Source organism: Oceanobacillus sp. FSL W7-1293 (assembly GCF_037969815.1).
Lineage (GTDB): Bacteria > Bacillota > Bacilli > Bacillales > Amphibacillaceae > Oceanobacillus > Oceanobacillus oncorhynchi.
The window spans coordinates 3,091,475-3,105,294 of sequence record NZ_CP150212.1; the positions used below are offsets into that span (position 1 = coordinate 3,091,475).

The following is a 13,820-nucleotide window of genomic DNA, read 5'->3' on the forward strand; positions in this document are numbered from 1 at the left end:
TTAATTATGCATATCTATTTTCTTAAATGCTGAATTCTATCATGCTGACTGACAATATCTGTTACACGAACCCCAAAGTTCTCGTCAATAACTACCACTTCTCCTTCAGCAACTAACTTTTCGTTTACAAGAATATCAACAGGTTCTCCCGCCAGTTTATCTAATTCAATAATAGAGCCTGCTCCCAGTTCTAATATTTCCTTGATAGACTGTTTTGTCCTGCCCAGTTCTACAGTGACTCTTAATGGAATATCCATTAACATATCTAAATTCCGCTGTCCTTGATAATTGAGCGGAGCCTGTTCGAACTCTGAAAATGCTGCTTCCTGTACATCTGCTGTTTGAGAGCTTGGTCTTCCTAAGATCTCATCATTTTTTTGGTTAGCAGCGCCTGCATCTTCAGCACCCTGTCTGACTGGCGGTTCTTGTTCTGCTTGTTTCTTTTCAGTTACCGGTGCAGAAGCAACAGCTGAATCTGTATTTACGCTTGCTGCAGTCTGACTTACTGCTGCTTCTGGTTCCTCTTTGACAGCAGGCTCTTCTTTAGCTTCAGGAGCCGGATTCATTAATTGATGTACTAATTCTTTAGCAAAATCCAGCGGAACCAGCTGTACCATATTGGAATCTATTAAATCTCCAACCATTAACTTGAAAAATACTTTAACGTACACTTCGTCTTTAAATAAACCTTCTTTTTTCTGATTTTCCAGTCCATGAATAATCTCAGGCGGTGAAATATCTATTTTCTTATTAAATACAGTAGACATGCTGGTAGCAGCTGCTCCCATCATCTGATTCATGGCTTCTTGAACGGCACTGAGGTGCATTTCGTTCAGTTCTTTATCCGGGTTTGTCCCGTCTCCGCCGAGCATGATATCTGCGATTACTGCCGCATCCTCTGATTTAATGAAAAACACATTATTGCCAGTAAAGCCTTCTATGTAATTAACTTGAACACTCACAGGTTTAAATGTAACTTCTTCTTCTAATTGATCCTTGCCGATTACCGTGACAGCCGGTGTAGTAATTTCTACCTTTTGGTTTAACAGTGTAGACAGTGTAGTAGCAGAGCTTCCAAAGGAAATATTACCGATTTCCCCCAAAGCATCCTTTTCGATACTTGTTAAAAATGCTTCATCTGCCGCCTGCTCCTGCTGGTCATCCTCCTGTTCATCTGCAGGCACCTTAAGCAGGGCATCTATTTCTTCTTGTGACAGCTTGCCATCATTCATCATTTTCCATCACCCCATTCAGTTCCTCTAATACTTGGACAGACATTTTATGCCGATACTTTCCCGGCTGTACAAGAAACTTAAATTCATCATTTACAGCCATTTTTAATGGTGCATCAATTGCTTGATCCAAAGCAATCACATCGCCGACAGAGAACTTCAAAAATTCATCAATATTGATGGATGCTTCCCCCAGAACGGTTTTTACTTCTACATCGGTATTTTGAAGGTACTTCGACATTCTTTGCAGACTTTTTTCATCTTTGTTTTTATTTGTCTGCATCCAATAGCTTGCAGAAAGCTTTGGTATAATCGGCTCCAAGATGATATGTGGAATACATATATTAATCATCCCGGATACCTCTCCAATCATAGCGGCTAACGAAACAACTACCACCGTTTCTGTAGGTGCAACGATTTGCATGAATTGGGGGTTCTCCTCGAATTCTTCTAAAATGGGTTCGATATCTGCAACAGATGACCAAGCTTCCTTTAAGCTGACTTCTGCTTTCTCAAATAATTGTGTGAGCAAAATCTTTTCAATCTCTGTCAAACTGCTTGTTTTCGAACCAGTAGAACCTTTCCCTCCAAGTAATCGTTCCAGTAATGCAAATGCTACATTGGGATTGATTTCCATGATTAAATTGCCATCTAATGGCTCCAAACTATAAATATTAAGTACGGTCGGCTTCGGTACAGAGCGTATAAATTCCTCATAAGGCACTTGATCGACAGAGGTAACATTAATATTCACGTATGTCCTGAGCTGTGTAGCAAAAAAAGTTGTCAGCAATCTTGCATAATTCTCATGCAGTCTTGAAATGCTGCGTATCTGGTCTTTTGAAAAACGTAACGCTCTCTTAAAATCATAGACACGAATGCGTTTTTCATCTTCTTCTTTTTTCAATTCTTCCGCATCCATTTCTCCTGATGTTATCGCTGAAAGCAAGGCATCAATTTCATTTTGCGATAATACCTCATCCATAAACTTTGGTCACCTCCTGACATGGTAGAATCTATTGAAGTATTTTCTTAATGGTATATACTTCGGTAACCGTTCCTTCTGTCATCATTTCATTTAAATCTGTTTTCAATGTATCCTCAAGCTCGTCCAGACCTGTTTGAAAATCATCCACTTCCATAACGGCCAATTCTTTAATTAATAAATTCGTAATTTGAAATCCCCGTTTTTCTAATTCTTCCACTGCGTTATTATCATCTGTAATAACTTGAAATTGAACCTGGACATATCTGTCATCCTTAATATCTGTGGTCACCTCTGGCGTTTCATAAGAATGGCTGACCATATCATCAATCGATTGCTCTCCAGAAGTTTCTTCCGGCTCATTAACATAGATAACGATAATAAGCGTTGCTACAACGCCAACAAGTAATGTAATAATAGATGTCATAGCTATTTTTACTATTTTACTCATTCTTTTCACCTGCCTTTAACGGGAGTGCGGGAAACCCAATCTGGTGATAAAAGGCTGTTACCTTTTCAATAATTTCTTCTTCGCTTTCTTTGACAAACACCTTTTTTCCGTTTAATAGAGAAATGCTTGTATCGGCATATGCCTGGACCTGCTCAATCATGATAGCATTCAGAACAAAAGGTTCATTATTTAATCGGGTTAATCGAATCATACGTTATCGGGACTAACCTGATGTCCGTTCAGGTCAGTCCCCTCCCCCCCCCTTGCTTATCGTTTTAGATTAACAAGCTCTTGTAAAATTTCATCAGACGTTGTAATTATTCTCGTGTTTGCCTGAAATGAACGCTGTGCTGTAATCATTTCTGTGAACTCTTCGGATAAGTCAACGTTAGACATTTCCAGTGCACCGCTGATTATTTCACCTGTTCCATTTGCTCCTGGACCTTCCAGACCTGTGCCAACTAGTCCAGCGTTATTTGTAGCGGCGTACAAGCTGCCTCCAATTTTTTCTAATCCTGCCGGGTTAGAAAACTTCGCTAATGCGATTTGTCCTACTTCTTCTGTATTCTCATCAGCATCCGTGTAGGTAACTGTTCCATCCGGCTGTACACTGAAACTCTCTGCGTTTTCAGGAATGGTAAGATTCCCTCCACCTTCAGCCTGTAAATAATATCCGTTTGCATTAACGATATTTCCTCCAGCATCTAAATAAAAATTACCTGCACGCGTGTAGTAATTTGTGCCCCCGTCCTGCACAACAAACATCCCATCTCCTTGGATTGCAAAATCTAAAGGATTATTCGTTGTTTGTCTTGAACCTGGAGTATGTGTATTTGAAATGGCACCTTCCTGTGAACCAAGACCAACTTGAGATGCATTAATCCCGCCGCGTCCATTTCCCGGTCCTTGTGCTGCAGAGGTTGTCTGACTCAGCATATCCTGAAAATTGATATTCGATTTTTTATAGCCTGATGTATTCACGTTTGCAATATTATTACCGATAACATCTAATTTTGTTTGTGAATTTTTCATTCCTGAAATACCTGCGTACATTGAACGTAACATGATTATTTCCCCTTTTTATTTTCATTTGACCGCTTCTGTCATTCCGCGGCAGTAGGCTTCCCATAAAGGGTCCGGCCTTTTTTACAATAAAATTGTTCCATCAATATTGGTAAATACTTTTTTATCTGCTTCTGATTGATTTAGCGCTGTAATCACTGTATTATTTTTGACACTGACTACCATTGCATTGCCATCAATTACGACCAGTGCATCTTTTACACCTTTTTGTTTTGCTTCTTTTACTTTCTCTTGAATAGACTGCCATTCTTGATTGCTAAGCTGGATATTCCGCTCTTGCATCCGTTCTGCAGCATGCTTACTGATTGTCAGCTCTTGCTGATTTTGAAGAATATCTCTAAAGGAAATTGCTCCTTTTTTTGGTGCCGCTTTTTGTATATGCTGTTCCTGTGATATAGGTGGTACGATTGGTTGGATTGGGCGAACCATTATTCTTCTCCCTCCTCATTTTCCGAAGGGTCTGTCACCTCATTTTCTGATTCATTATCAGTTTCTTCTCCGGATGCTCCTACTTCAATAACAGTATCAGCATAGATTTTTTCGCCATTTTCTAAATGAAAAACAGCCCACCCATCCTGTTCAGACACAGAAACAACTTTGCTTGATTCCACACCTGTTTCTCTTCCGGTCTCTTTATCAAAGGTTCTATAATTTACCGTTTCTCCAATCATATGACTATATTGAATAGCCGGAGATACGAGCTGATTATTGACTAAGAGTTCCATCGAATTAGACATATTCGTCATCTGCTCCAGGGAAGAAAATGATGCCATTTGCGCAATAAATTCAGACTCATCCATCGTATTCATCGGATTCTGGTTTTGCATTTGTGCAATCAATAATTTTAAGAATTCGTCTTTCCCCAGTTCAGAAGAAGGCTCTCTTGTTTTTGGCTGATTACTTAAGTATAAAGATGGATCTATAGAAGTGATCGTTGTCACCGCCTTTCAAATTCCGACTACATTTTTGTACAGCTGTGGTTATTATTAAACTTGCTCTTCTATATTTTGCGATAGCAGCTTCTCCATAAATGATTCAAAGGATTCTGTTTCAGAAGACGAATCCTGTTCTTTCGAGTCAGAAGCTGTTTCCTGTTGCTCTGAATGCTGCCCACTTTGATTTTCTTTCGCATTTTTCGATGCGTCTGTCTGCGAAGCATTCACATTATCCTGCCTTTCAACCGATACCTGATGCGGTGAAAACACATTTCTCAGCTGATGCAGATTCGATTCCAATACTTCCTTCACCGCTTTAGAAGAAACAAGCATCTGTACTGTCAGTTCCCCATTTGTCTGAATAAAACGTATCGTCATATCACCTAGGTTCTCCGGTCTCAATTGGATGGAGATGGGATTTTGTCCTCGTACAAAATTTTGCAGGCGCTGGCTTTGTACGATTGTTTCAATTTTATCGATCAGCTCTTTACCTGATAGACCTTTTGATGAATCTGTCTGCCCCATCTGAACAATAAATTGTTCTATCTTGGAGATAGGAAGACTGTCCTGCTTAAAAACAGCCGGCGATGCATCTTGGAATGATGTTTGCAGCCAGGCTGCCATTTTCGGCTCGATACGAGGAGCAGCTTCAGCTTCTGCTTTTACTGGCTGGTGGTAACCTGTTTCATTAGCTGTCTGCCTGACTAATTGGACATCCTTGTTCTGTTTGGTAACTCCAGGAGATACTTCTTTAAAAATGGATTGCAGCCACCCTGCAATTCTAGCTTCCACACGCTGTAACCCTTCTGCATCTGGTCTGGATTTATCGGCCTGTTCGACCACCGCAGAATTTGCTTTACGGTTGTTTAGCATTTGTCCTTCTGGCAAGCTGGCGGCCAGCAATTGATGTGCAATTTGATTTACTATCTGACTGGAAACGGGTGAATCTGCTTTTTGGAGCTGCTGGATTATACCTTGGATGAATTGCTGCATTTTGGCCTGCTGCTCTGCCTGTTCAGCATCAACCCAACTACCTTTCACTTGCTCTTCAATCATTAAACCGGCTTCAATCACTAAATCAGCTATCTTTTTTTCTATTTGCTCCGCTGTTGCCCCATCGGATCTCAGTATAAATTCATTAAAATCTTGCAAAGCCTTGATTACTTCCGCATTTTCAAAGTCGTCAGCATCATTTATTTCTTCTTCCGGCAAGCCGGCTTCAAGCATTTGATACGCCATTTGATGTACCGCCTGTTCAAAAATGGAGGAATCAGCATGTTGCATTTGCTGATAAATACCGTCCAGCACTTCCTGTTTATCTATCTCAGGATTTTCATTAAAAAACTGCTCCCAATCCTGCAGCAACTGCGCTAATAAGCTGGATGTATCATGTATATCTGCAGTTTGTTCTATGCCTTGCAGCTGATTGGCTATTTCGTTATAAATATCTATCGCAGGCTGTAAATCTGCCATCGAGGATATTTCTGGGTGCTCCGCCAGCGCTGAAGATAGATGTTGGCTGAGCAGATTCTCTATCTGTAATCTTTGCTGTTCGCCATTTTCTTCTATAGAATTCTCTTGCTGAGATACTGCATTTTTCATTAACAAAGCAACGATTTCTTCCTGCAAAACATCATTATCTTTCAAAATAGCAAGTACTTCATCAGGAAGTGATTCTCCTATCTGTTCAAAAACATCTGCTAACTGCTGATTCTGATTTTGCTGAAGCGGGGTTCTTACATCCCCCCGGGCAGGTAATGATCCTGATTTCTGTAATAATAAATCACCGAAACCGGATCCTTGCTGTGTTCTTGACTTGGTATTCGTCTGATTGGAAAACATAAGATCAGCTATATTCAACCTCATCGCATTCACTTTTTCACCTCCTTTCAAGTTTTTTATATTGTTACTCCATTAACATTTGCGTATAGGTCGTCGCCGCTTCTACATTCATTTGCTGTAAAATATCACCGCGGTCCCCAGTAGACATTTCTTCTAAAATAGTTACGGCCAAATCAGCTTCCAGGTTTTCGAGAATAGCAGCTGCTTCCTTACTCTTCATACCTTCTAATGTCCTAGTCATCGAACTTTTTTCTGAAACGGCACCTGCTTCAGCTTGAGCCTGCTCTCCGCCTTGCTGCTCATCGCTTTGTTCTGTATCCTCGTTATTTTCGTTTTCTTCCTGTTCTTCTTCCAAACTGCTAATCTCGCTTTCTAAATCAGCAATTGTTTCTTCAAGCTCTTGGATTTGTTCATCTTTATTATTGATGATTTCATTTCTGCTTTCCAATTGATTTTGCAATGCCTGTAAATCATTCAATTCACTTATTTCTTCATTTGATTCATCTGTGAACATTTCTCCAACAACCGGAATGGATTGTCCTCGTTCCTTCAGCCAATCTAATGTATTAAATCCGGCAATATGTAAAACAAAAACAACAATAACAGCCAGGATAAAAAGCGGCATAGCTATTAAAAACAGCTTCATAAAGATACCTGAAGACTTCTTAACTTCCGGTTCCATTTCACTTTGTTTTTTATTTTTATTTTTCATTATTTTCACCTTTGATTTTGTCTCAGATATTGTTGCATGGACATTTCATCCATAAACTCAGCTTCCTGCTTTTTTAATACGGCTTTAGCTTCCTCTTTTTTTAAATCAATCATCTTATCGTATTTTTTATACTCAATATAAGCTTCCGATAATTTCGTTTGCTTGGAATTCATGTCATTTCTTGCTCTCTGTACTAGCAGCTGTACCGTTTGGATTTGATTGGTCAATTTTTCTATATAAGCAGACTGTTCTTTTATTTTTTCAATAGATGTAGATGCTTGAATCGCATTTTCAAAGGTACTTTCTGCCATTTCTTTTTTCTTCAATAAGCTGTATAACTCTCTGGCGATTTTCTCAAATGTTTCTTGGGATTCCGCATAAGCCCGCTGAGCTACTTGCTTCTCATTATCATGCATATCCCGTATTTTAGCTAAACTGGATATCTTAGCCATTTAAAACAACTCCTTTATTGAACCAGGTTTTTCATCATCTGTACGGTTTCTTCAAAACTAACTTGCTCGTAGACCCCTTGTTTTAAAAAAGAAACAATATTTGGATATGATGCCACAGCTAAGTCCACTTCAGGGTTTGTTCCTTTTTTATATGCGCCGATAGAGATTAATTCGTTATTTTCTTCGTAGGTAGCGAGAAGCGTCCTTAATTTTGTAGCAATTTGCTGATGCTCATCTGTTGTAATCACATTCATGACCCTGCTGATTGACTTCAACACATTGATTGCAGGATACTGGCCTCTTTCTGCGATTTTCCGATCCAGAACAATATGGCCGTCCAATATTCCTCTCACTGCATCAGCAATTGGCTCATTCATATCATCGCCGTCAACGAGCACGGTATAAAAACCCGTAATCGAACCATTTTCATCTGTCCCTGCCCGCTCTAAAAGCTTTGGTAAGATCGAGAATACGCTCGGAGTATATCCCTTTGTTGTTGGAGGCTCTCCCACCGCCAGACCAATTTCCCTTTGTGCCATCGCAACCCGGGTAACAGAATCCATCATTAAATTCACATTAAACCCTTGTTCCCTGAAGTATTCACTGATTGCCGTTGCTGTATATGCCCCACGAATTCGCATAAGTGCAGGCTGATCAGAGGTTGCTGCAACAATAATGGATTTTTTTAGTCCTTCTTCTCCTAAATCATGCTCAATAAATTCCCGGACCTCTCTTCCTCGTTCGCCGATAAGAGCAATAATGTTCACATCCGCATTGCTATTCCTTGCAATCATTCCCAGCAATGTACTTTTTCCTACACCGCTCCCGGCGAACAAACCGACACGCTGGCCTATTCCCATTGATAAAAAGCCATCAATTGCCCGGACGCCAACCTGTAGCGGCTGCCTGATTGTCGGTCTGGAAAGGGGGTTTGGCGGCTTTCTCTCCGTTTGATAACCTGTTAAGCCTTTAGGCAGGGCTTCCCCGTCTAAAAGTGGTTTTCCCAGCGGGTCCAGCACATGACCTATCAAGCTCCGGCCAACTTTTACGTTTAATGGATTTCCAGTGGCTTCTACTAAACAGCCTGAACCTACTTCATTTACTTCCCGATAAGGCATTAAAATGATTTTTTCATTTTGAAACCCTACCACTTCTGCTAAAATAGGCTCTCCCTTATCAGAGCTTGTATGGATGTAACAAACCTCGCCGATGTTTGCTGCAGGTCCTTCCGATTCAATCATCAAACCTACAACACGAATCACTTTTCCATACCGTTTATATGGAACGGTCTTCTCTATGACTGAAATCAAGGCCTCTTTATTCATTCGGCATCCTCCATGACATAATCCATTAGTGCTTCCCGGATTTTTTCAAGCTGTGTATTCACACTTGTTTCTATCTGACCGTGCGGATATTGGATAATACAGTCTGTCGGCTGAATGTTCATATCAGCGTGGATAGAAAGTTTCGTTTCATCTCCGATTATGCGCTGCAGCTCTTCCTGATAGGAATGAACCTCTTCATAATAATCCGGGTGGATAATAATGCTAATAGTTGGCTGAGATTTCACTTCATCGAGTGCATCCTTTATTAATGTTCTGATATAATCCGGCTGCTCCTTCAGCTCATTATGTAAAACTTTATTCGCTGTCGCCATGGCTATTTCTACAATACTTTCTGATTGCTTTTCCAATGTTTGATGATAATCCTCTTTCGCTTTATCAACGATATGATTTGCTTCCTGCAGTTTGTGTTCAAACTGTGTATAAGCTTCTTGTTTTCCATCCTCATAACCCTTTTGGAACCCTTGTTTCCGAGCCAGCTCTATTAGCTCTTTCTTTTCTGTTTCCCATTTATTCCGTGCTTCCTCTATCTGGTTATCCGCTTCTTCTATCCGCTTTTTCTGCTGCTCTTCAACGGAAGCTAATTCTTGTTTTTGGAAGGAAATTGCCTCCGTTAATTGCCGGTGTACTTCTGTTGTGTCATCTTGAGGAGTATTGGCTCGCGTAACAATAGACTCAATTGGTTTGATCGATATTTGTTTTTTTACATCAGACAATAATATCGTCTCCTCCGCCTCGTGCCACCACAATTTCTCCTTTTTCTTCCAGTCCGCGTATCACATTGACAATTCTTGTTTGTGCCTCTTCCACATCTTTTAGACGCACCGGCCCCATAAATTCCATTTCCTCTTTAAAGGTGGTCACCATCCGTTCAGACATGTTTCGGAACACAATATCCTTCACTTCATTGCTTGCTACTTTGAGAGATAATCGCAGGTCATCATTGTCAACTTCTCTGATAACACGCTGAATCGCCCGGTTATCCAATGTAACAATATCTTCAAATACAAACATTCTTTTCTTGATCTCTTCCGCCAAATCCGGGTCCTGTGTCTCCAGGGCTTCTAATATCGTTCTTTCTGTTGAACGATCGACTCCATTCAGCACTTCTACCACCGTTTGGATACCGCCCGTCTGTGTATAATCTTCTGTCATGGACGAAGATATATTTTTCTCAAGCACCTGCTCTATTTGACTGATAATCTCTGGAGAGGTCGAGTCCATCGTAGCAATTCTGCTGGCCACATCCGCCTGTACATTTTTGGGCAGTGCAGAGAGTATTTGACCGCTCTGTTCCGCATCCAGATAAGAGAGAATCAGTGCAATAGTTTGCGGATGCTCTCCCTGAATATAATTCAAAACCTGCTGCGGGTCTGCTTTTCTGGCAAAATCAAACGGTCTCACCTGCAAGGAAGAGGTCAGGCGATTAATAATACTGGATGCCTCCTGCTTCCCGAATGCTTTTTCCAAGACCGTTTTAGCATATCCAATCCCTCCCTGAGAGATATAGTCTTGTGCCACTGCAATCTGATGAAATTGGTTTAATATATCTTCTTTTAAATTAGAATCTACCTTTTTAACAGAGGAAATATCCAAGCTCAGCTTTTCAATTTCTTCCTCTGATAGATATTTATACACTTGTGCTGATACATCCGGACCTAATGAGATTAAAAGAATGGCTGCTTTTTGTCTGCCTGTCAGTGTATTTTTTCTTGCCATAAATAAAACCTCCTAATCCTCATTCATCCAGCTGCGTAATAATTTCGCAAATTCTTCTGGTTTTTCGTTTGCAATTTTCTCCAATTGTTTTCTTCTGATAACTTCTTCTGTATCTTCTCTAGGAAGCTCCGGAATAATTGGTTCTTCATTATCTGCTACAGAAGCTAACGGCTGCTCTTCCTCGATTTCTTCTTCCAGCCATTCTTCCTCTGTACGATTCCTTCTGAGCATAAAGAGTAAAATAATGATGACAATTAGTAAAATTCCGCCAATAATATAAAGCCATATAGGGATTCCTGCTCCTGACAGTTCTTCCTGCTCCCCGACTGAAGTGCTGAATTCCTGAAAAACAATCGAGGTATTCGGATCAGCTTCTTCCTCCGTATCCTGTAAATCTCCGTCAACTGATGTTTCTATGATGGAATTCAAAATAGATTCCACACCTTCTTCTACATCTGTCTGTTCCTGCTGGTTTAAAAATTCTATTTCTCCATCTTCTCCTTGTCTTGTGCTGTTGACTGCCACCTGTATGCCAAGGTCTCTGATTTGATAAGGGCTTTCCACTATCTCACGGCGGATACGGTTAAACTCATAATTGATTGTTTCTCTATCTAATTCATAGTCTCCGTCGTTGTCGCCTTCTTCAGCAGGGAAGTTCGCAACATCTTCTTCTCCGGCTCCCGCAACACCGTCCGGGGCTCCTTGACCAGTATAAGACTCTTGAATCGTCTCCAGACTGACCGGAATGCCTTCCATTGCTTCTAAATCAACAGGCTCCACTAATTCTTCTGTACGGTTTTCTTGAGAAAAATCAATATCTGCTGTAACGGAAACAACAATATTTTCATTTCCTACCATTGTTCCGAGCATTTGCTGCAGCCTGCGCTGAATATCACGTTCTACATCTTTTTTTATGGTTTGCTGATTCGAGTATGTATCCTGACCGCCGGCTAATTGCGTTTCCTGGTCATAATATTCAAAGTACTGATTCATAATAATAATATCTTCTGCATCTAGATTAGGAATTGCCTTTGACACCAGATGATATAGACCGTCTACCTGATTTCCCTCAAATTGATATCCCGGCTGTGTATGTAACATAATAGCAACACTGGCTTCTCCTGTTGCTTCATCGGCAAACACAGGCTGTTCAGGCATGTTTATCATGACATTTGCGTCTTGTATACCTTCAATTCCTGAAATTAAATTCCCGAGCTCTGTTTGCATCGCATCTAGTTTCATGACACTGAATTCATTCTCTGTAATGCCCCAAGAGGCATTTTCACTAAAAAAAGAATAATCTATACTCCCGCTGTTTGGAAGCCCCATAGAAGCAAATTCTAATAATAACGAATCAACCTGCTCCTCAGGCACCAGAATGGTAGTCCCGCCATTTTCAAGTTCATACGGCACTGTTCTGGTATCTAACTCCGTTGTAATTTGGCCGGCTTCCTGCATGGACAAATTATTATACAAAGGAACATAGTTCGAATTGGAACTAAAAAAAGTTACCGCAGCAATTAACAAAACGATTAATACTGCTCCGCCGATCATCGTCCCTTTTTGCCCCTTCGACCTGGATTTCCAAAAAGTAAAAGTGGATTCTCTCCATTTTTGTAATTTCTCTTTCATATACACTACCCTCACTAAATTCAAAACTATTCTTTGTGCACTTAAGACTGTTCAAAAAGCTCAACTAAAATAACTTATTATAAAAACTTTCTAAGTTAAGAACAGCTGCATCATGTAAATCCTGTCTTGGAATATTTTTTTGACATAATGCATTATCATATCCAAGCCGTAAGCTGATTTTTTGATTGTACTTTTTTGAACAAACATTTTCAGCTTAATTATTATCGTTATACCTGCATCCGCATAATCTCATTGTAGGCATCGATTACTTTACTCTGTACTTGGACACCTGTTTCCAGTGTGACGCTTGCTTTTTGAGCAGTTATCATCACATCATGCAGATTCTCCACACTGCCATTTGCTAATCCATTTGTTTTATTATCTGATTCTAATTGAATATGATTTAAATCCTCTATAGCATTTTTTAACATGGAAGAGAAATTGCTCTGTGCTTGACTTGGAGTTAAACGCGAAGATTGCCCTTCTTCAACCGGGTTTACTGGAGGGAGATAAGTTCCAATCGTATTCATTCTGTTCTACCACCTTTAACTTTTTATTGTCCAATTTCTAATGTTTTCATAAGCATTCCCTTACTCGCATTAAAAGCAGTTACATTTGCTTCATAGGAACGGGAAGCGCTCATTAAATCAACCATTTCTTTTAAAGGGTCTACATTGGGCATTTCCACATAGCCGTCTTCATTTGCATCGGGGTGCTCCGGATTATACACAAGTTCAAACGGTGTCTGATCCTCTACTATTCCAGTTGCACGCACACCGCCGCCGGAGGCATTATTCCCTTCTGCATGCTTTAGCATCTGCTTAAAGGAAGGCTGCCCTGTGCCAAATGTTGCCATTTTCCGGCGATACGGTTCAAACTCTCCATCAGCATTTTGGGTTGCTCTGGTTGTCTGTGCATTGGCCAAGTTAGAAGACACCAGATCCATACGTAATCTCTGTGAGGTCAAACCGCTTGCGCTGGCATCCATTGATTGAAAGATAGACAATTTTAATTACCTCCTCGAATGACAGATTGTAAGCTGCTGAATTTTCCATTCATACGGTCAATAAGACTGTTGTAATAAATTTGATTTTTAGCCAGCTCTGACATTTCTTTATCAATATCGACATTATTCCCGTTGTGATTATATGTAGTTGACGCGTCCTTCACAATACGGTACGGACGGTTCTCTTCTTCACCAAAGTTCAAATGACGTTCATTGGTTGTTCTCGCTTGAAGTCCAGACATCTCATTTTCCAAAGCAGATTTAAAACTTACTTTTTCCGCTTTATAGTTTGGTGTATCTGCATTTGAAATGTTATTAGAAATAACATTGTTTTTTGCAGAAGCGTACTGTATCGAATTTTCTAAGTTACCAATCGTGCCGCTAAATAAATCCATTTTATTCTTTACACCTCTTTTTTTTCATAAACA

The 13,820-nt window shown here is 40.2% G+C and carries 17 protein-coding genes; all 17 read right to left on the reverse strand.

The genetic code is table 11. The features are described 5' to 3' along the window. Window positions 1-14: 14 nt before the first annotated feature. Window positions 15-1,235: a flagellar motor switch phosphatase FliY gene (fliY, locus tag MKY65_RS15180; RefSeq protein ID WP_339178207.1), complete on the reverse strand. Its 1,221-nt coding sequence runs from the start codon at window positions 1,233-1,235 to the stop codon at window positions 15-17. Further along, on the reverse strand, window positions 1,225-2,217 hold the full coding sequence (gene fliM / locus MKY65_RS15185; RefSeq protein ID WP_339178209.1) for a flagellar motor switch protein FliM: 993 nt from the start codon (window positions 2,215-2,217) through the stop codon (window positions 1,225-1,227). The genes fliY and fliM overlap by 11 nt, the downstream gene beginning before the upstream one ends. A 31-nt stretch (window positions 2,218-2,248) precedes the next feature. Further along, window positions 2,249-2,668 carry a flagellar basal body-associated protein FliL gene (gene fliL / locus MKY65_RS15190; protein ID WP_339178211.1) on the reverse strand — a complete coding sequence of 140 codons (420 nt, stop codon included), beginning with the start codon at window positions 2,666-2,668 and terminating at the stop codon, window positions 2,249-2,251. After that, complete coding sequence (locus MKY65_RS15195) at window positions 2,661-2,879, reverse strand: flagellar FlbD family protein (RefSeq protein ID WP_040980122.1); 219 nt, start codon at window positions 2,877-2,879, stop codon at window positions 2,661-2,663. The genes fliL and MKY65_RS15195 overlap by 8 nt, the downstream gene beginning before the upstream one ends. Before the next feature lie 56 nt (window positions 2,880-2,935). After that, entirely contained in the window at window positions 2,936-3,733 is a 798-nt protein-coding gene (flgG, locus tag MKY65_RS15200; protein ID WP_339178214.1) for a flagellar basal body rod protein FlgG, read from the reverse strand. An 81-nt stretch (window positions 3,734-3,814) separates the two neighbouring features. Further along, entirely contained in the window at window positions 3,815-4,180 is a 366-nt protein-coding gene (locus MKY65_RS15205; RefSeq protein WP_042535026.1) for a TIGR02530 family flagellar biosynthesis protein, read from the reverse strand. Further along, complete coding sequence (flgD, locus tag MKY65_RS15210) at window positions 4,180-4,692, reverse strand: flagellar hook assembly protein FlgD (protein WP_339178215.1); 513 nt, start codon at window positions 4,690-4,692, stop codon at window positions 4,180-4,182. The genes MKY65_RS15205 and flgD overlap by 1 nt, the downstream gene beginning before the upstream one ends. Window positions 4,693-4,737: 45 nt before the next feature. Continuing rightward, complete coding sequence (locus MKY65_RS15215) at window positions 4,738-6,552, reverse strand: flagellar hook-length control protein FliK (protein WP_339185265.1); 1,815 nt, start codon at window positions 6,550-6,552, stop codon at window positions 4,738-4,740. Between the two features lie 40 nt (window positions 6,553-6,592). After that, window positions 6,593-7,240: a hypothetical protein gene (locus tag MKY65_RS15220; protein WP_339178217.1), complete on the reverse strand. Its 648-nt coding sequence runs from the start codon at window positions 7,238-7,240 to the stop codon at window positions 6,593-6,595. A gap of 5 nt (window positions 7,241-7,245) precedes the next feature. Further along, a complete protein-coding gene (fliJ, locus tag MKY65_RS15225; RefSeq protein WP_339178220.1) occupies window positions 7,246-7,692 on the reverse strand; it encodes a flagellar export protein FliJ in 447 nt (148 codons plus the stop codon). A gap of 14 nt (window positions 7,693-7,706) precedes the next feature. Then, complete coding sequence (gene fliI, locus MKY65_RS15230) at window positions 7,707-9,017, reverse strand: flagellar protein export ATPase FliI (RefSeq protein WP_339178223.1); 1,311 nt, start codon at window positions 9,015-9,017, stop codon at window positions 7,707-7,709. Then, window positions 9,014-9,751: a flagellar assembly protein FliH gene (fliH, locus tag MKY65_RS15235; RefSeq protein ID WP_339178225.1), complete on the reverse strand. Its 738-nt coding sequence runs from the start codon at window positions 9,749-9,751 to the stop codon at window positions 9,014-9,016. Before fliH ends, fliI begins: the two co-directional genes overlap by 4 nt. Then, on the reverse strand, window positions 9,744-10,754 hold the full coding sequence (gene fliG / locus MKY65_RS15240; protein WP_339178228.1) for a flagellar motor switch protein FliG: 1,011 nt from the start codon (window positions 10,752-10,754) through the stop codon (window positions 9,744-9,746). The genes fliH and fliG overlap by 8 nt, the downstream gene beginning before the upstream one ends. Window positions 10,755-10,766: 12 nt before the next feature. Then, window positions 10,767-12,386, reverse strand: coding sequence for a flagellar basal-body MS-ring/collar protein FliF (fliF, locus tag MKY65_RS15245; protein ID WP_339178231.1), 1,620 nt, complete (start codon window positions 12,384-12,386; stop codon window positions 10,767-10,769). 227 nt (window positions 12,387-12,613) lie between these two features. Next, complete coding sequence (gene fliE / locus MKY65_RS15250) at window positions 12,614-12,916, reverse strand: flagellar hook-basal body complex protein FliE (protein WP_042535038.1); 303 nt, start codon at window positions 12,914-12,916, stop codon at window positions 12,614-12,616. Window positions 12,917-12,939: 23 nt separating this feature from the next. Next, window positions 12,940-13,392: a flagellar basal body rod protein FlgC gene (gene flgC / locus MKY65_RS15255; protein ID WP_042535039.1), complete on the reverse strand. Its 453-nt coding sequence runs from the start codon at window positions 13,390-13,392 to the stop codon at window positions 12,940-12,942. A gap of 2 nt (window positions 13,393-13,394) precedes the next feature. Next, window positions 13,395-13,787, reverse strand: coding sequence for a flagellar basal body rod protein FlgB (gene flgB / locus MKY65_RS15260; protein WP_339178237.1), 393 nt, complete (start codon window positions 13,785-13,787; stop codon window positions 13,395-13,397). Between the last annotated feature and the right edge of the window lie 33 nt (window positions 13,788-13,820).